The sequence below is a fragment of the Pseudomonas sp. EA_5y_Pfl2_R50 genome (assembly GCF_963970475.1).
GTDB lineage: Bacteria > Pseudomonadota > Gammaproteobacteria > Pseudomonadales > Pseudomonadaceae > Aquipseudomonas.
Genome location: NZ_CAXAPT010000007.1, coordinates 123,974 through 142,722, shown reverse-complemented (window position 1 = coordinate 142,722; position 18,749 = coordinate 123,974). Strand labels below are relative to the sequence as shown.

Annotated in this window: 14 protein-coding genes; 2 read left to right on the top strand and 12 right to left on the bottom strand. The window is 60.9% G+C overall.

All coding sequences use genetic code 11. The features are described from left to right. Positions 1 to 90: 90 nt before the first annotated feature. The 12 genes from AACY19_RS14095 to leuC all read right to left on the bottom strand — a co-directional run bounded on the left by AACY19_RS14095 (position 91) and on the right by leuC (position 14,333). Positions 91 to 750, bottom strand: coding sequence for an SPOR domain-containing protein (locus AACY19_RS14095; RefSeq protein WP_339451089.1), 660 nt, complete (start codon positions 748 to 750; stop codon positions 91 to 93). Further along, entirely contained in the window at positions 734 to 2,041 is a 1,308-nt protein-coding gene (folC, locus tag AACY19_RS14090; protein ID WP_339451087.1) for a bifunctional tetrahydrofolate synthase/dihydrofolate synthase, read from the bottom strand. The genes AACY19_RS14095 and folC overlap by 17 nt, the downstream gene beginning before the upstream one ends. Further along, on the bottom strand, positions 2,038 to 2,958 hold the full coding sequence (gene accD, locus AACY19_RS14085) for an acetyl-CoA carboxylase, carboxyltransferase subunit beta (RefSeq protein ID WP_339451085.1): 921 nt from the start codon (positions 2,956 to 2,958) through the stop codon (positions 2,038 to 2,040). The genes folC and accD overlap by 4 nt, the downstream gene beginning before the upstream one ends. Positions 2,959 to 3,162: 204 nt before the next feature. Beyond that, positions 3,163 to 3,789 (bottom strand): phosphoribosylanthranilate isomerase, encoded by a 627-nt coding sequence (locus AACY19_RS14080; protein WP_339451083.1) that lies wholly within the window; start codon positions 3,787 to 3,789, stop codon positions 3,163 to 3,165. Positions 3,790 to 3,854: 65 nt separating this feature from the next. Next, positions 3,855 to 4,679 (bottom strand): tRNA pseudouridine(38-40) synthase TruA, encoded by an 825-nt coding sequence (truA, locus tag AACY19_RS14075; RefSeq protein WP_186532690.1) that lies wholly within the window; start codon positions 4,677 to 4,679, stop codon positions 3,855 to 3,857. Positions 4,680 to 4,936: 257 nt separating this feature from the next. Beyond that, positions 4,937 to 7,579, bottom strand: a complete 2,643-nt coding sequence (locus AACY19_RS14070) for a FimV/HubP family polar landmark protein (protein WP_339451081.1) — start codon at positions 7,577 to 7,579, stop codon at positions 4,937 to 4,939. Positions 7,580 to 7,787: 208 nt separating this feature from the next. Further along, on the bottom strand, positions 7,788 to 8,798 hold the full coding sequence (locus AACY19_RS14065) for an aspartate-semialdehyde dehydrogenase (protein ID WP_339451079.1): 1,011 nt from the start codon (positions 8,796 to 8,798) through the stop codon (positions 7,788 to 7,790). A gap of 248 nt (positions 8,799 to 9,046) precedes the next feature. Next, complete coding sequence (gene asd / locus AACY19_RS14060) at positions 9,047 to 10,159, bottom strand: aspartate-semialdehyde dehydrogenase (RefSeq protein WP_212550458.1); 1,113 nt, start codon at positions 10,157 to 10,159, stop codon at positions 9,047 to 9,049. A gap of 66 nt (positions 10,160 to 10,225) precedes the next feature. Next, complete coding sequence (gene leuB / locus AACY19_RS14055) at positions 10,226 to 11,308, bottom strand: 3-isopropylmalate dehydrogenase (RefSeq protein ID WP_339451075.1); 1,083 nt, start codon at positions 11,306 to 11,308, stop codon at positions 10,226 to 10,228. Between the two features lie 55 nt (positions 11,309 to 11,363). Next, positions 11,364 to 12,131 carry a class I SAM-dependent methyltransferase gene (locus AACY19_RS14050; protein WP_339451073.1) on the bottom strand — a complete coding sequence of 256 codons (768 nt, stop codon included), beginning with the start codon at positions 12,129 to 12,131 and terminating at the stop codon, positions 11,364 to 11,366. Between the two features lie 127 nt (positions 12,132 to 12,258). After that, positions 12,259 to 12,903 (bottom strand): 3-isopropylmalate dehydratase small subunit, encoded by a 645-nt coding sequence (leuD, locus tag AACY19_RS14045; protein WP_339451071.1) that lies wholly within the window; start codon positions 12,901 to 12,903, stop codon positions 12,259 to 12,261. A gap of 11 nt (positions 12,904 to 12,914) precedes the next feature. Next, positions 12,915 to 14,333, bottom strand: coding sequence for a 3-isopropylmalate dehydratase large subunit (gene leuC / locus AACY19_RS14040; protein ID WP_339451069.1), 1,419 nt, complete (start codon positions 14,331 to 14,333; stop codon positions 12,915 to 12,917). A 140-nt stretch (positions 14,334 to 14,473) separates the two neighbouring features. Between leuC and AACY19_RS14035 the strand changes: the two genes are divergently transcribed. Further along, positions 14,474 to 15,364: a LysR family transcriptional regulator gene (locus tag AACY19_RS14035; RefSeq protein ID WP_339451067.1), complete on the top strand. Its 891-nt coding sequence runs from the start codon at positions 14,474 to 14,476 to the stop codon at positions 15,362 to 15,364. Between the two features lie 68 nt (positions 15,365 to 15,432). After that, on the top strand, positions 15,433 to 18,711 hold the full coding sequence (locus tag AACY19_RS14030; RefSeq protein WP_339451065.1) for a PAS domain S-box protein: 3,279 nt from the start codon (positions 15,433 to 15,435) through the stop codon (positions 18,709 to 18,711). The last annotated feature ends 38 nt before the right edge of the window (positions 18,712 to 18,749 follow it).

The following is an 18,749-nucleotide window of genomic DNA, read 5'->3' as shown; positions in this document are numbered from 1 at the left end:
CTACAGACGGATAAGGCGGCGCATTTTAGCAGAGCGCATGCCTCTCGGTAAGCTGCGATTGTGCGTGCATTTCAATCGAGGCGATAGTTTTTAGCCGCGTTCAGGCTGGAAGCGCACGACAAAGCCCTTGAGCTTCTGCTGGCGGTCCAGCAGATCACGCAAACGGTCGGCTTCGGCACGTTCGATCAGCGGCCCGACAAACACCCGGTTCTTGCCGTCGGACGACCGAATATAGGCATTGTAGCCCTGGCTGCGCAGGTTCTTTTGCAGACTTTCGGCACTGTCGCGGCTCGACAGGCTGGCGAGTTGCACCGACCAGCTGACTGACAAACCATTGGCATCGACGCGGCTCTGACTGACGTCAGGCTTGGCAGGTGCAGCGGCGATAGGCTGCGCAGGCGCAGGCATCGGCTTGGCCGCCGGGGCCGGCGCGACGGGCTTTGCTACAGGCGCTGGTGCCGGAGTGGGTGCCGCAGCTGGAGCAATCGGTGTAACTGGTGCGACCTGCTCGGCAACTTCTTCATCGCTCGGCACCGGCTCTTGCGGCAAGGCTTGCGGTTCGGGCACGGCCACCACTTCCATCTGCACTTGCGGCACGACCGGTGCTTGCGGCGCAGCAGGCGCCTCCACCGTCACCTGACGCTGCTCGTCCTGACGGGAAAACAGCATCGGCAGGAAAATCACCGCCAGCGCGACCAGCACCAAAGCGCCAACCATGCGCTGCTTGTACGCTTTATCCAGCAAAGCCATTTGCCGCTTCCTCCGTGGAGCGCCGGGCCAGCCATTCAAGGGCCTCGGCGACACAATAAAATGATCCGAACAACAGAATCTCGTCGTCGCTGGTTGCCACAGCGCACTGCCCTTCCAGCGCCGCCGCGACACTCTCGTAAGACGTGACGGACGCGCCAAGGTTCTGCAATGCCGCGTTTAATTCAGCCACCGGCCGCGCGCGCGGTGAATCCAGCGGCGCGACAGCCCAGTGCGCGACACTAGCACTCAATTCACCGAGAACACCATCCAGATCCTTGTCCGCCAGCAGACCGAACACGGCCAGGCGCTTGCCAACCGGTGGCCGCGCGGCCAGGCGACGGGCCAGATACTCGGCGGCATGGGGATTGTGGCCAACATCCAGCAACACATTCAGGCGCTTGCCGTTCCACTCGAACGAGCGGCGATCCAGGCGTCCGACCACACGCGTCGCCTGCAAGGCCGCGACAATCTGCGGCGCATGCCACGGCAAACCGAGCAACAGATACGCCTGCAACGCCAGCGCGGCGTTTTCCATCGGCAGATCCAGCAGCGGCAAGTCGTGCAACTCGACAACCTTGCCCTGCGCATCGGTGCCGCGCCATTGCCAGTGCTGATCGGTGATTCCGAGGTCGAAATCACGCCCACGCAGGAAGAACGGGCACGTCAGCTCACGCGCCTTGTCGAGCAGTGGTTGCGGAGGGTTGAGGTCGCCACACAGGGCAGGTTTGCCCTGACGGAAGATCCCGGCCTTTTCGAAGGCTACGGATTCGCGGGTATCACCGAGATAATCGGCGTGATCCACGCCAATGCTGGTGACCAGCGCGATGTCGGCATCGACAACGTTGACGGTATCCAGACGCCCGCCCAGACCGACTTCCAGCACCACCGCATCAAGACCGGCTTGTTGAAACAGCCAGAATGCCGCGAGGGTGCCCATTTCGAAGTACGTCAGGGACGTGTCGCCGCGCCCGGCTTCAACTGCAGCAAAGGCTTCGCACAGCTGCGCGTCAGTGGCTTCGACGCCATTGAGCTGCACCCGCTCGTTGTAACGCAGCAGGTGCGGAGAATTGTAGACACCTACGTTCAGACCCTGCGCGCGCAGCAAGGAAGCCACGAAGGCGCAGGTTGAACCCTTGCCGTTGGTGCCAGTGACCGTGATCACCCGAGGCGCCGGCTGGCCCAGTCCCATGCGGGACGCTACCTGTTGCGAACGCTCCAGCCCCATATCAATGGCCGACGGATGCAACTGTTCCAGGTAGGCGAGCCACTCGCCAAGGGTGCGCTCGGTCATAGGCCAGCAGGTACCGGTGGAACCACGATAGGCTCGATGGGCGCCGCGACGAATTTCGGCGTCGGTTGGCCAGTCATTTGTGCCAGCAGGTTACCCAGACGCGGGCGCAGCTCCTGGCGATGGATGATCATATCGATGGCGCCGTGTTCCAGCAGGAATTCGCTGCGCTGGAAGCCTTCCGGCAGTTTTTCACGCACGGTCTGCTCGATTACGCGCGGACCGGCGAAGCCGATCAGGGCTTTCGGCTCGCCAACGATCACGTCGCCGAGCATTGCCAGACTGGCGGAAACACCACCGTAGACCGGGTCGGTCAGCACGGAGATAAACGGAATGCCTTCTTCACGCAGACGCGCCAGCACAGCCGAGGTCTTGGCCATCTGCATCAGCGAGATCAGGGCTTCCTGCATGCGCGCACCGCCGGAGGCGGCGAAGCAGATCATCGGGCAACGGTTTTCCAGGGCGTAGTTGGCGGCGCGCACGAAACGCTCGCCGACGATAGCCCCCATGGAGCCACCCATGAAGTTGAATTCGAACGCCGAAACGACCACCGGCATGCCCAGCAAGGTGCCGCTGACAGAGATCAGCGCGTCTTTTTCGCCGGTCTGCTTCTGTGCAGCGGTCAGGCGATCCTTGTACTTCTTGCCGTCGCGAAACTTCAGACGGTCAACCGGCTCCAGATCAGCGCCCAGCTCGTTGCGACCTTCGGCATCGAGGAAGATGTCGATGCGCGCACGTGCACCGATGCGCATGTGGTGGTTGCACTTGGGGCAAACGTCCAGGGTCTTTTCCAGCTCAGGACGATACAGCACCGCCTCGCAGGACGGGCATTTGTGCCACAGACCTTCAGGGACCGAGCTCTTCTTGACCTCGGAACGCATGATCGAAGGGATCAGTTTGTCTACTAACCAGTTGCTCATGCTTTCTTTCTCCAGTACCGGCGGCCCGAACGCTCTGGTTCGCAGCCCCGCGTATGCCCTTCAGCTAAATTCATGTGTGTGGCGATGGTTGATGAACCGTCACGGTCAGCGCGAAACATGACCTGCGTACATTCCATAAACCCTCAGCCGCGCCTGCTTTGTGCAAGTGCATTGATGGACGGCGGCAGACTGCCAGCCGTCACATCAATATGGCGCTTTGCGTACAGCGTTGATGAATGCGCGAATCTTTGCGTGATCCTTGATGCCTTTGCTCGCCTCTACCCCGCCGCTGACATCCACCGCATACGGTTTTACCCGCGCCACGGCGTCTGCGACATTCTCGGGGGTCAAACCGCCCGCGAGAATCAACGGCTTGCTCAACCTCTGCGGAATCAGTGACCAGTCGAACGCCTCACCGGTTCCGCCGGGCACGCCTTCGACATAGGTATCGAGCAGCACGCCGCTGGCGCCTGGATAGGCATCCACAGCAGCGGCGATATCATCACCAGCCTTGACCCGTAGCGCCTTGATATACGGACGATGCCAGCCTTCGCAGGCTTCGACGTCTTCATCGCCATGGAACTGCAGCAGATCCAGCGGCACGGCATCGAGGATTTCCCCCAGCTCGCAGCGGCTGGCGTTGACGAACAGGCCCACGGTGGTCACGAATGGCGGCAATGCCTTGATGATTGCGCGCGCCTGTTGCACGGTCACTGCCCGTGGACTCCTGTCGTAAAACACGAAACCGATCGCATCCGCCCCGGCCTCAACGGCGGCCAGCGCATCTTCTATGCGGGTAATCCCGCAGATCTTGCTGCGAACGGCTGACATGTCGGGAAAAACTCCAAGGCAAAATCCGAGAAAGTCCCGGATGGTAACAAAAGCGTCCGAGGGCGTCAGCCGTCAAGTTCGGAGAAACCCGTAAGGAAATGTGGCCCGATAAAACGCTCGGGCAACGGGAATTCGTCGTGGTACTCGACTTGCACCAGATACAACCCGTAGGGATGCGCCGTCACCCCGCCGGAGCGACGTTCGCGGCTTTCCAGCACTTCCTTCATCCATTCGACCGGACGCTCGCCAGCACCGATGGTCATCAATACACCGGCGATGTTGCGCACCATGTGATGCAGGAAAGCATTGGCGCGTATGTCGAGCACGATCATCTTGCCGTGGCGAGTTACACGAAGATGATGCATTTTCTTGATCGGCGACTTGGCCTGGCACTGGCCGGCACGAAACGCACTGAAATCGTGGGTGCCGATCAGGTACTGCGCAGCCTCGGCCATGCGCTCGACATCCAGCGGGCGATGGTTCCAGGTGATTTCTTCGTTGAGATGCGCCGGACGAATCTGATCGTTGTAGATCACATAGCGATAGCGCCGGGCGATGGCCTTGAACCGCGCATGGAAATGCGCCGGCATCACCCGCGCCCAACTGACACTGATGTCGTGAGGCAGATTGATATTGGCGCCCATGACCCAGGCTTTCAGCGAGCGATCAACCTGCGTGTCAAAATGCACCACTTGTCCGCAAGCATGCACGCCGGCGTCAGTGCGCCCGGCGCACTGCAGCGAGACCGGCGAGTTGGCGACTTTCGACAAGGCTTTTTCAAGCGCTTCCTGTACCGTCGCCACACCCGTCAACTGACGCTGCCAGCCGCTGTAGCGCGAGCCTTTGTACTCAACGCCCAACGCTACACGGTAAAAGCCGTCAGGGGCCATTTCGGCGACCGGGTTATCTATGTTTGCCAAGGTGGGACAGCCTGCTGTTTTTGCAAAGGCGGGCATTATAAGGCTGTGGTTCGTGGATGCCAGAGAGTTCTCTGTCGCGTGAGCGACCACTTCGTGAGCAAGCCCGCTCCCACACCTGGAATGCACTCTCCTGTGGAAGCGAAAGCGGTGGATCAGACGCCATTGAATACGGCACAAACAAAAACGGCAGCCTCTGTGAGCTGCCGTTTCGTTTACCGCTGGACTGATTACAAGCTTGAGAGCATGTCCTTGGCTTCGCCACGTTGCTTCTCGTCACCCTCGGTCAACACTTCGTTGAGGATGTCGCGTGCACCGTCGGCGTCACCCATGTCGATGTAGGCCTGAGCCAGATCGAGCTTGGTGGCGGCTTCATCGGTGCCAGCAAGGAAGTCGAAATCATCTTCGCCAAGATCATCCCCCTTCATTGCATCGGCCTCGGTGAAGGTTGGCTCGGCAATGCTCTGCGACAGGCGATCCAGCTCGGCGTTGACGTCATCCAGCTCCGCTGCAAATGCGTCAGGCTCAGCCGCCGGGTTGCTATCCATTTCGTCGGCCAGCGACAGATCGAAATCGGCTGGCAGCTCCAGATCATCCTGTGGCACGTCAGCCACGACCGGCGGTTCGACCGGTGCCAGATCCTTCACGCCATCGTCCAGATCAAGCATGAAGTCATCTTCGGCCAGCGTAGCTGGCGATGGCTCAGCGCCGAGATCCAGATCCAGGTCGAAGTCCGACAGATCGTCGAGATTCTCTTTGATCTCGGTCTGCTGTTGCAGAACCGATTCGAAGCTCAGGTCATCATCAGACGGGAATTCGTCCAGCTCGACCGGCGCCTCAGGCTCAACCACAGGCGCAGGCTCTACCGGCGTGATATTGTCGAGGTCGTCCAGGCTCAGGTCGAACGCGCTGTCCAGATCGTCGTCCTGAGGTGCCGGCGCAGGCGCTGGCGGCTCATCAAGCAGCAGATCCTTGACGTATTGCGCGTCCAGTTCGGCAGCGACGGCGGCGGCCGCCAGACCACCGGCAGCCACCAGCGCCATGGCCGGGAAGCGGCTTTTCAGCTCTTCAACCTTGGCGAAGTTGTCGCCATTGGCCACCAGCTGACGCTCCTGCGAGACGAACGCATCGCGGTCGCCCTGCTGGCCGTAGACTTCCATCAACTTCAGACGCAGATCACTGCGCTGCGGCTCCAGGCTCACGCCCTCTTCCAGCAGCGCCGCAGCCTGATTCAGGCGACCGGCGTTTATGTGCGACTGAGCCTTGTCCAGCACGTCATCGGAACGCTCGGAAGCCGGCGCCACCAATGGCGCCGCAATCGGCGTGGTCATGACCACAGGCGCCACGACCGCAGCTGGCGCTGGAGTCGGCGCCGGCGCCGGGGTGTTGAGCTTGACGCTCGCCGCCGGCGTTTCCAGGCCCTCGAAGCTGCTTTCCGGCAGATCCTGCTCGGCGGAGAATTCCTGCTCCTCCGACAATGCGCGGGCCATGCGCAGGTGCTTCTCGGCTTCCTGCTGGGCCTTGCGACGACGTGCCAGCAACAGCAACAGAAGCAGCAGAGCCACCGCACCGCCGCCGATCAGACCGAGCAGAATCGGGTTGGTCAGCAGTTCGTTGAAGGTCTTGTCCTCGTCGGCCGGTTTCGACTCGACAACCGGTGTGACCACTGGCTCAACCGGCGTTTCGGCAGGTGGCGCAATAGCCGACTCCGGCGTCGGTGAAGCTTCAGCCGGGGTCGCCGGCGGGGTCGCTGCCAGCTCAGCCGTGATCGCCGGAACCGAACCGTCAGCGGCGGAGCCAGGCGCGGCGCCCGCCCCTTCGGCCTGCATTTTCGCCAGTTGATTATTCTTCAGCTCGATCAGTTTTTGCAGCTTGTCCAACTGACTTTGCAGATCGGACATGCGGCTTTTCAGTTCTTCATTGTCACGACGGGTCGTGTCGAGGCTTTCCTGAGTGACTGCGAGCTGGTTGCTCAGCGCCTTGGCATCGCCCGCCGGACCTTTGCCGCGCGCCTTGGCGCTTTCAGCGGAGACCAGGCTCAGATTGTCCTGAGTGTTCGGCGCAGCGCCGGTGTTACCACGACCACGATTGGTCGCATCGAGCTGCTGCTGGCCGGTGCCAGGCTTGGCCACGTAGCGACGCCCCTGACGCCAGGCCTCGTTCTGCGCCGCGACCTCAGCGATAGCCTTGGCCTGCGGTAACGCGGTGCTTTGCACCGGGTCCGGCAGACGCAGCACCTGACCGGTCTTGAGGCGGTTGATGTTGCCGCCAATGAATGCGTCCGGGTTCAGCGCCTGAATCGCCAGCATGGTCTGCTGCACCGAACCGCCATTGCGGGCCTTCGCGGCAATTTCCCACAAGGTATCGCGTGGCGTGGTGGTGTATTGCGCCGGGTGCGTGGCGCCCGTGGTCGGCGCGCTAATCGTTTGCGACGGCGCCGGCTGCGCGGCAGCATCAGCAGTCTGTGGCGAGAATTTCGACGGGTCCAGCAGAACGCTGTAGTCGCGCAGCAGACGACCGTTGGGCCACATCACCTGCACAAGGAACTTCACCATCGGTTCCGACAGCGGCTTGCTCGACGTCACACGCAGCACGCTCTTGCCGCTGGCGTTGAGCACCGGAGTGAATGTCAGGTCGTTGAGGAAGGCCTGGCGATCAACGCCAGCCTTGGCAAAGTCTTCGGCTGAAGCCAGGCTCGGCACCACTTCGGCAGCGGTGAGATCCTTGACATCGAGCAGCTCGATTTCAGCCACCAGCGGCTGGTTCAGGGTCGACTTCAGGGTCAGCTCCCCGAGCCCGAGGGCATGCGCCATACCGGAGGACAGCGCCGAGGCGGCCGCTATTGCTAACACCAGTTTGCGAACTTGAACCATAGCCTCATCCTTTGTTTGAACGTTCCTCGGCCAGCGAGAAGATATTGATTGCCGCTGCCGTAAGGCATTGCGCGCGACGACGAAAGGTGCCGCGCGCGATCATTTCTTTGATGCCCCGGAAAGTCCCGGAGGGTGACACGTTATCAAGTGCTCCGGGCAAGCATAGCGTTCGCCTAGAATCAGTCGACAAATTGTTGCCAAGTATCTTTTACAGCAGGTCTTTTATCAACAATTCAGCCACCTGCACAGCATTGAGGGCCGCGCCCTTGCGCACGTTATCTGACGTCAGCCACAGATTAAGTTCCGTCGGGTCGTCGACACCGCTGCGCACCCGCCCGACATAGACCACGTCCTGCCCCACCGCGTCACCGACGACGGTCGGGTAATCCCCGGCTTCGACCAGTTCGATACCGCATGCCTCTTCGAGTGCGGCGTTGACCTTTTGCAGGTCGACCGCGCTCGTTGACTGCAAGGTCACGCTAAAGCTATCGCCAAAAAACACCGGGGCTTGAACGCAAGTTGCGGAAATCTTCAATAAAGGCTTCGCCAGCACCTGACGCAACTCGTGCACCAGACGCTTCTCCAGCAGTGTGTGGCCTTGCGCATCCGGCGTACCAACCTGGGCGAGCAGGTTGAAAGCCATCTGCCGGTCGAAGAACGTCGGCTCCAATGGACGCATGTTCAGCAGCTCGGCGGTCTGCCGCGCCAGCTCGGTGACGGCTTCGCGCCCCTGAGCAGAAACGGCGAGACTGGCAGTGACGTTGACGTATTGCAGATCAAGCAGACCGAGCAGCGGCGCCAGCACCACGGCGAGCGAAGTGGCCGACGGGCTAGGGCTGCCGACCTGGAATGGTGCTTTCAAACCGGCGAGCACATCAGCGTTGGCTTCCGGAACCACTGGTGGCGCCTGATCGGCGGGCAACGCACCGGACAGGTCGATCAGCGAGCAACCGGCGGCATGGGCACGGGCGACATAGCTCAGGGTGATGGCCGGGCCGGCGGCAAAGAACACCAGTGCGACCTTGCTGAAATCGAACGCATCGACTTCGCGCACGCGCACGTTCTTGTTACGGAACAGTACCGAGCTGCCAGCGGATTCGCTGCTGGCGAGCAGATGCAGGGTGCCAATCGGGAAGTCGCGTTCTTCGAGAATCTGCACGAGGGTTTCGCCAACAGTACCGGTGGCGCCGATTACGGCAATGTCTAGGGTCTGGGTCATGGTACGAGCCTCTGGCGAAACGGGGGGAGCGGCACTTTACCGGGTGGTTGCCATGCAGGCAATTTCTGCGGGATTTGTGGTGGCCGTTTGGACGTCTTCGCGAGCAAGCCCGCTCCCACACTTGAAATGCATTCCCATGCGGGAGCGGGCTTGCTCGCGAAGAGGCCGGCACAGTCACCCGAGAAACTCCGGGCATAAAAAAACCCGCACCTCTCACAAGGTACGGGTTCTTTCATTGCTTCAAGCAATCAACGCTCAAGCAAAATCCGCAGCATGCGACGCAGCGGTTCGGCCGCGCCCCACAGCAGTTGGTCACCAACGGTGAACGCGCCGAGGAACTGCGAGCCCATGTTCAGCTTGCGCAGACGGCCGACCGGAACATTCAGGGTGCCGGTGACCTTGGTCGGGCTCAGCTCCTGCATACTGATATCGCGCTGATTCGGTACCAGCTTGACCCAAGGGTTGTGCTGGCTGATCAGCCCTTCGATATCGGCGATCGGTACGTCTTTGTTCAGCTTGATGGTCAGCGCCTGACTGTGGCAACGCATGGCGCCGATACGCACGCAGATGCCGTCGACCGGGATCGGACTCTTGAAGCGACCGAGAATCTTGTTGGTCTCGGCCTGGGCCTTCCACTCTTCACGGCTCTGGCCGTTCGGCAGTTCCTTGTCGATCCACGGGATCAGACTGCCAGCCAGCGGCACGCCGAAGTTTTCAGTCGGGTACGCTTCGCTGCGCATGGCATCGGCCACGCGACGGTCGATATCGAGGATCGCACTGGCCGGATCGGCCAGTTGATCGGCAACCGCAGCATGGGTCGCGCCCATTTGCTTGATCAGTTCACGCATGTTCTGCGCGCCGGCACCGGATGCCGCCTGATAGGTCATGGCGCTCATCCACTCGACCAGACCGGCTTCGAACAGACCGCCCAACCCCATCAGCATCAGGCTGACGGTACAGTTGCCGCCGATGTAGTTCTTCGTGCCCGCGTCAAGTTGCTGGTCGATGACCTTGCGGTTGACCGGATCGAGAATGATCACCGCATCATCGTTCATGCGCAGGCTCGACGCCGCATCAATCCAGTAACCCTGCCAGCCGGCTTCGCGCAGCTTCGGGAACACTTCGCTGGTGTAGTCGCCACCCTGGCAGGTCAGAATCACGTCGAGGGTCTTCAGCTCGTCAATGCTGTAAGCATCCTTGAGCGGAGCAATGTCCTTGCCCACGGACGGACCTTGGCCACCGACGTTGGACGTGGTGAAAAACACCGGCTCGATTAGATCGAAATCCTGCTCTTCCAGCATCCGCTGCATGAGCACGGAACCGACCATCCCGCGCCAACCGATCAGACCTACACGTTTCATCGCAACTACACCTTCTTGAAAAGTGGGCCGCTGCTTTGTATTGAATTTCGCAGCGGGCCCGAGAGATTACAGATTCCGCAGCGCGGCGACTACTGCGTCGCCCATTTCCTGCGTACCGACTTTGGTGCAACCCGGCGAATGGATGTCGCCAGTGCGCAGCCCTTGATCAAGCACAACGCTGACCGCTTTCTCGATGGCATCGGCGGCGTCCTGCAGATTGAAGCTGTAACGCAGCATCATCGACACCGACAGAATGGTCGCCAGCGGGTTGGCAATGCCCTTGCCGGCGATATCCGGCGCCGAACCATGGCAAGGCTCGTACATGCCCTTGTTGTTGGTATCCAGCGAGGCCGACGGCAGCATGCCGATGGAACCGGTGAGCATCGAGGCCTGGTCGGAGAGGATGTCGCCGAACATGTTGTCGGTGACGATCACGTCGAACTGCTTCGGTGCACGCACCAGTTGCATGGCCGCGTTGTCGACGTACATGTGGCTCAGTTCGACCTGCGGATAATCCTTGGCCACTTCCTCGACGATTTCGCGCCACAGTTGACTCGAGGCCAGCACGTTGGCTTTGTCCACCGAGCACAGCTTCTTGCCACGTACCATCGCCATGTCGAAACCGACGCGGGCGATACGACGGATTTCGCTTTCGCTGTAAGGCAGCGTGTCGTAGGACTGACGCTCGCCGTTCTCCAGAGTGCGGGTGCCGCGTGGCGCGCCGAAGTAGATGCCGCCCGTCAGCTCACGGACGATCAGGATGTCCAGACCGGCAACGATTTCCGGCTTCAGGCTCGAGGCCTCCGCCAGTTGCGGGTAAAGAATCGCCGGACGCAGGTTGCCGAACAAACCCAGCTGCGCACGGATTTTCAGCAGGCCGCGCTCAGGGCGGATGTCGCGTTCGATGGTGTCCCATTTCGGGCCGCCAACGGCGCCCAGCAGCACAGCGTCAGCAGCGCGGGCGCGGTCGAGGGTTTCATCGGCCAGCGGCACGCCATGCTTGTCGATGGCGGCGCCACCGATCAGGTCGTGGCTCAGCTCGAAACCCAGGCTGTACTTGTCGTTGGCAAGCTCCAGCACCTTGACCGCTTCGGCCATGATTTCCGGACCAATACCGTCACCTGGGAGAATCAGAATCTGCTTGCTCATGTTTTCCTCGTGTCTTCAGTCGGGGCGACTTGAACCGCCGCGCCCGGAAAAATTCTTATCGCTCGGCCATCAATACGATCACATCGGTACTGAACGAGCCGTCGGCATCAATCTCAAAATATTCGCGCACTTCGTTGCCCATCGACTGCTGCAACTGGCGGATCGCCGCGCGCATGACTTCGGGTGTGCGCATGCGCTCAACCCAGCTTGTGTACTCCAGACGCAAGCGCTGACGCGCGGTACTGCGCACATGCAAACCGGCCTCGCTGACCTGCCGCAACCACTGGGCGGCGGAATAATCGCGCACATGGCTGGTATCGCGCAGCACTTCGACGCTTTGCAGGTAAGTGTCGAACAACGGACTGCCCGGTGACAACACATCAACGAACGCCGCCACGCCACCCGGCTTGAGCACCCGACGCACTTCGCGCAGGGCCACGCCGAGATCGCTCCAGTGGTGCGCCGAATAACGGCTGAACACGAAGTCGAACTCGCCATCGGCAAACGGCAGGCGCTCGGCGGCGCCGTTGACCGTGACAATGTTGCTCATGCCGCGATCAATCGCAGCGGCGGCGACTACATCGAGCATTTGCTGCGACAGGTCATACGCCACTACTTCCTTGACCAGCGGTGCCGCGTGAAAACTGACGTGACCGGCGCCGCACCCCAAATCCAGTACACGAGCCTCGCCCTGCCCGGCCAGCTCAGCCTGTAGCAGCGCGAATTCGGTGCCTTGAGCGTGAACGGCGCTGCTCAGGTAGGCGGCGGCCTGTTCACCGAATTGCTTTTGTACGACCTGAGTGTGTTGGGCGGCGCTGGTCATCGTCACATCCTGACAGTTGTGTTGTTTGGGCCGGCCCCTTCGCGAGCAAGCCCGCTCCCACATTTGAAATGCATTCGCATGTGGGAGCGCGAAGGGGCCGACCCTGACTACATCAATCTCGAATCAATCACGCGTCGCGAAACAACCAGGGCTGGCTCACGCGATGCCTGGCCTCAAAGGTGGCAATCGCATCACCGTCCTGCAAGGTCAAACCGATATCGTCCAGACCGTTCAACAGGCAATGCTTGCGGAACGCATCGATCTCAAAGCTGTAAACCTTCCCAGTCGGGCTGGTCACGGTCTGCGCCTGCAAATCGATCTGCAGTTGATAGCCCGGATTCGCTTCAACCTGCTTGAACAGTTCATCCACCTCAGCGTCGCTCAAGATGATCGGCAGCAAGCCGTTCTTGAAGCTGTTGTTGAAGAAGATGTCGGCGTAGCTTGGCGCGATGATGCTGCGGAAACCGTATTCTTCCAGCGCCCACGGCGCGTGTTCACGGCTGGAGCCGCAACCGAAGTTCTCGCGGGCCAGCAACACGCTGGCGCCCTGGTAACGCTCGGCATTAAGGACAAAGTCCTTGTTCAGCGGGCGCTTGGAGTTGTCCTGATACGGCTGGCCGACATCGAGGTAGCGCCACTCGTCGAACAGGTTCGGGCCGAAACCGGTGCGCTTGATCGACTTCAAGAACTGCTTCGGAATGATCTGGTCGGTGTCGACGTTGGCACGATCCAAAGGCGCGACAAGACCGGTGTGCTGGGTAAAAGCTTTCATGCTGCGCTCCTTTAGATCAATTCACGAACGTCGATGAAACGACCGTTCACCGCTGCCGCAGCCGCCATGGCCGGGCTGACGAGGTGAGTACGGCCACCGGCGCCCTGACGACCTTCGAAGTTACGGTTGGAGGTCGAGGCGCAATGCTCGCCGGACTCCAAACGGTCCGGGTTCATCGCCAGGCACATTGAGCAACCCGGTTCACGCCATTCGAAACCGGCCTCAAGGAAAATCTTGTCGAGACCCTCGGCTTCAGCCTGCGCCTTCACCAGACCCGAGCCCGGCACCACAATGGCCTGTTTGATGGTCGAAGCGACCTTGCGGCCCTTGGCAATCACGGCAGCGGCGCGCAAGTCTTCGATCCGCGAGTTGGTGCAGGAACCGATGAACACACGATCCAGCTGAATGTCGGTGATCGCCTGATTGGCGGTCAAACCCATGTATTTCAAGGCGCGGACGATGGAGTCGCGCTTGACCAGATCCATTTCCTTCGCCGGGTCCGGCACGTTCTGATCAACCGCCAGAACCATTTCCGGGGAAGTGCCCCAGCTGACTTGCGGCTTGATCTGCGCAGCGTCGAGTTCCACCACGGTGTCGAATGTGGCGTCGGCGTCGGAGACCAGGTCTTTCCAGGCTTCGACAGCCATGTCCCATTGCGCGCCTTTCGGGGCGAACGGGCGGCCCTTCACGTAGTCGACGGTCTTCTGATCCGCTGCCACCAGGCCAACGCGGGCGCCGGCTTCGATGGACATGTTGCAGATGGTCATACGGCCTTCGACGGACAAGTCGCGGATCGCGCTGCCGGCAAACTCGATGGCGTGGCCGTTACCGCCGGCGGTGCCGATCTTGCCGATCACCGCGAGGACGATGTCCTTGGCGGTCACGCCGAACGGCAATTGCCCTTCGACGCGCACCAGCATGTTTTTCATTTTTTTGGCGACCAGGCACTGGGTGGCGAGCACGTGCTCGACCTCGGAAGTGCCGATGCCGTGAGCCAAGGCGCCGAACGCACCGTGGGTCGAGGTGTGCGAGTCGCCGCAGACCACGGTCATGCCCGGCAAGGTTGCGCCCTGCTCCGGGCTGATGACGTGGACGATGCCTTGGCGAACGTCGTTCATCTTGAACTCGACGATGCCGTATTCATCGCAGTTGTCGTCGAGGGTCTGAACCTGCAAACGCGAGACCTGGTCGGCAATGGCTTCGATGCCGCCCTTGCGCTCCGGGGTCGTCGGTACGTTGTGGTCCGGGGTCGCGATGTTGGCATCGATGCGCCAAGGCTTGCGCCCGGCCAGACGCAGGCCTTCAAAGGCTTGCGGCGACGTCACTTCGTGGATGATGTGACGGTCGATGTAGATCAGCGCCGAGCCATCGTCGCGCTGTTTGACCAAATGCGAATCCCAGAGCTTGTCGTAGAGCGTTTTGCCGGCCATCAGACGGTTCCTCATCAGCTTGTTTCTGTGCCCTGGGCTTATCAATAACCCTTTGGCTTGTGAGGCCGATCCTATGGGGTTAGATTAAATAACTCAAATTCATATTTTTTATGCTTTGGATAACCAACTGGAATACGAACATGGATCTGGCCAACCTCAACGCTTTTATCGCGATTGCCGAGACCGGCAGCTTCTCCGGCGCCGGCGAACGCTTGCATCTGACGCAACCGGCCATCAGCAAACGCATCGCCGGGCTGGAGCAACAATTGAAGGTGCGACTGTTTGATCGACTTGGTCGCGAAGTGGGCCTGACCGAGGCTGGCCGGGCCCTGCTGCCAAGGGCTTATCAGATTCTCAACGTGCTTGACGACACCCGTCGCGCACTGACCAACCTGACCGGGGAAGTCAGCGGCCGCCTGACGCTGGCCACCAGTCACCACATCGGCCTGCACCGTCTGCCGCCACTATTAAGGGAATTCACCCGCCGTTACCCACAGGTCGCGCTGGACATTCAGTTCCTCGATTCGGAAGTGGCCTACGAAGAGATTCTTCATGGCCGCGCGGAATTGGCGGTCATCACCCTGGCGCCAGAACCCCATGCCCTCGTCAAAGCCACGCCGGTGTGGGACGACCCACTGGATTTCGTGGTCGCCCCCGAGCATTCGCTGCTCAGCAACGGCGGCGTCAGCCTGGCCGACATTGCCGGTCATCCAGCGGTTTTCCCCGGCGGCAACACCTTTACTCACCACATTGTGCAACGGTTGTTTGAGGCCCAGGGCCTGACGCCGAACATCGCCATGAGCACCAACTATCTGGAAACCATCAAGATGATGGTGTCCATTGGCCTGGCCTGGAGCGTTTTGCCGCGCACCATGCTCGATGACCAAGTGGCAAGCATCGCATTACCGGGCATACAGCTCACTCGCCAGCTAGGCTATATCCTGCACACCGAACGGACGCTATCGAACGCGGCTAGAGCCTTTATGGCCCTGCTCGATGCACAGATCGATCTGCCAGGGACTCTCGGCTGACTTGTGCTACTCCTATAGAGCCGCTTTCCCTGCGCCTAACGCATCATTCAGCTCAAGGCCCGTAACCAATGCCGAAATCTGTTGACCGTATCCCGCCGATGCCGCGAATTCAGGCGGTTGACCCACGGCAATCCGAGCAGAGTTGGGAAAGTGCGCCGCAATTGCTCGCCGCGCTCAACGGCGCCCGGCTCGGCGCCTGGTACTGGGACATCGAGCGCGGGCAGATCAGTTGGTCCCGGGGTACGCAGGCGCTATTTGGTTTCGATCCTCGGCAACCGCTGCCGGAAGACCTCGAATATCTCGATCTGTTGCCACCGGAAGACCGGGCAAAAACCGTTCGCGCCTTTCACGCGGTGATCGCCGGCGCGCCGCTGGAACAGGCCATGCACCACCGCATCCGCTGGCCCGACGGCAGCCTGCACTGGCTGGAGATCAGCGGCAGCCTGCTGCCGGATAAAAACGGCCGGCCCCGAATGATCGGGGTGATTCGCGAAATCACCCACCAGCGCCAGCGCGAACAGGCCCTGAGCAGTTCGGAGAAACGTTTCGCCACGCTGTTTCATCTGTGTCCGAACATGGTGCTGCTGACCCGCCAGGAAGACGGCCTGATCAGCGAGGCCAATCAATATTTCGAAAGCCTGTTCGGTTGGCCGGTGCAGAGTGCCATTGGCCGCACCACGCTGGAGCTGGGCCTTTGGGTTCACCCGGAACAACGCGGCGAACTGGTCAAGAAAACCAAGGCCAAGGGTGAGCTGATCAGCATGGAGGTGCAGTTTCGCGCCAGCAACGGCCAGGTTCACGACGGCATTCTCAGTGCGCAGAAAGTCGAACTCGAAGGTCAGCCCTATTTACTGAGCACGTTTCTCGACACCACTGAGCGCAAAGCCGCCGAACACGCCTTGAAGGACAGCCAGGAGCGCCTCGACCTGGCACTGGACTCGGCGCAACTCGGCACCTGGGACTGGCACATTCCCAGCGGCATGCTTTACGGCTCGGCGCGGGCTGCGCAATTGCACGGCCTGGAACCGAAACCGTTCCATGAATCGTTCGACGAGTTTTTCGAGGGCGTGCCCGGCGAGGAACGCGACAGCATGCGCGACGCCTACCGCAGCCTGCGCGAAGGTCCGGCGGGGAATTACCAACTGACGTATCGCGTACAACTGCCGGACGGCAGCTCGCGTTATCTGGAAAGCCGCGCCCGCCTCTACCGCGATGACAACGGCGCGCCGCTGCGCATGGCCGGCACCTTGCTGGACATCACCGATCAGGTCGAACGCGAACAGCGGCTGGTCGCCTCGGAAGAAAAATTCGCCACGCTGTTCCAGGTCAGCCCCGACCCGATCTGCGTCACGCGCCAGGAAACCGGTGAGTTCATCGAGATCAACTCCAGCTTCAGCCAGACCTTTGGCTGGAGCGCCGTCGACGTGATCGGCCACACCGCCGAAGAAATCGGCTTGTGGGACGCTTCGGCAAAAAGCCTGCAACGCATCGAGCGGGTGATCCGCGAACAGGGCCTGAGCAACGTCGCGATCATCGTTCAACACAAGGACGGCCAGTCGCTGACCTGCGTGATTTCCAGCCGGCAGATCAGCGTCGGCAACCAGCCGTGCATCGTCACCACCCTGCGCGACATCACCCAGCAACAACGTTCGGAAGCGGCGCTCAAGGCGAGCGAAGAGAAATTCGCCAAGGCGTTTCACTCCAGCCCCGACGCCATCACCATCACCGAGCGCGACACCGGACGCTATCTGGAGGTCAACGACGGCTTTTGTCGCCTCACCGGCTATCGCGCCGACGAAGTGGTGGGCAAAACCGTGTATCAGGTCGGCATCTGGGCTGAAGAGAAACAGCGGTCGGCGCTGCTGGCCGAGCTGCAGATAAAGGGGCGCGTACACCATCAGGAGATGCTCGGGCGCAACAAGCGCGGCGAGCTGCTGACCGTAGAGGTCTCGGTCGAGCCGATCACCTTGAATGAAACCGCCTGTCTGTTGCTGACTGCGCGTGATGTCAGCCTGCTGAAAAACGCTGAAGCGCAGATTCGTCACCTCGCCTATCACGACCCGCTGACCAACCTGCCCAACCGCGCCTTGCTGATGGATCGCCTGAGCCAGCAAATCGCCCTGCTCAAGCGCCACAATCTGCGCGGCGCGCTGCTGTTTCTCGACCTTGACCACTTCAAGCACATCAACGATTCACTGGGCCACCCGGTCGGCGATACCGTGCTGAAAATCATCACCGCACGGCTTGAAGCCAGCGTGCGCATGGAAGACACCGTCGCGCGTCTGGGTGGCGATGAGTTCGTGGTCTTGCTCAGCGGGCTCGAAGGCTCGCGCAACGACGTCAGCGCGCAAGTTCGCTCGCTGGCTGACACCCTTCGTGAATTACTCTCCGAACCGATGTTCCTCGACGGCCAGCGCCTGCAAGTGACACCGAGCATTGGCGTGGCGCTGATCCCTGATCACGGCTCGACCCCGACCGACCTGCTCAAACGCGCCGACATCGCGCTGTATCGGGCCAAGGATTCCGGGCGCAATACGACGCAGATGTACCACAACACCATGCAGAAAGCGGCCAGCGAACGGCTGCGCATGGAGACCGACCTGCGTCTGGCGCTGTCGCGCGGCGAATTCAACGTGCACTTTCAACCGCAAGTGGACGCCCGCGATAATCGCATCATCGGCGCCGAAGCACTGGTACGCTGGAATCACCCGGTACTCGGTGCACAATCACCTACCGAATTCATCAAGGTGCTGGAGGACAGCGGGCTGATTCTGGAGGTCGGCACCTGGATTCTTGATGAGGCGTGCGATGCGTTCAAACAACTGATCGCCCTGAAGCTGGTCGACCCGCTGAATTTCAGCTTGTGCGTGAACATCAGCCCCCGGCAGTTCCGCCAGAACGACTTCGTCGAACGCATCGAGCACAGCATGAGCAGCCACGGCCTGCCCTGCTCGCTGCTGAAACTGGAAATCACCGAAGGCATCGTCATCCAGAACCTGGAAGACACCATCAGCAAAATGCGCCGCCTGAAAAAGCTCGGAGTGAGCTTCGCGATGGATGACTTTGGCACCGGCTACTCCTCGCTGACCTACCTCAAACGCCTGCCGGTGGACACGCTGAAAATCGACCAGTCGTTCATTCGCGATGCAACCACCGACCCCAACGATGCCGAGATCATTCGCGCGATTGTCGCGATGGCGACCAGCCTCGGACTGGAAGTGATTGCCGAAGGTGTGGAAACCGCGGAACAGTTGGCGTTTTTGCAGGGGCTGGGTTGCCATTTGTATCAGGGCTATCTGCACAGTCGTCCGGTGGCGCTGGAGGTTTTGAAAGCCCTGCTCGAATGACACAAAAAAGGGCGCCATTGGCGCCCTTTATCATTGCC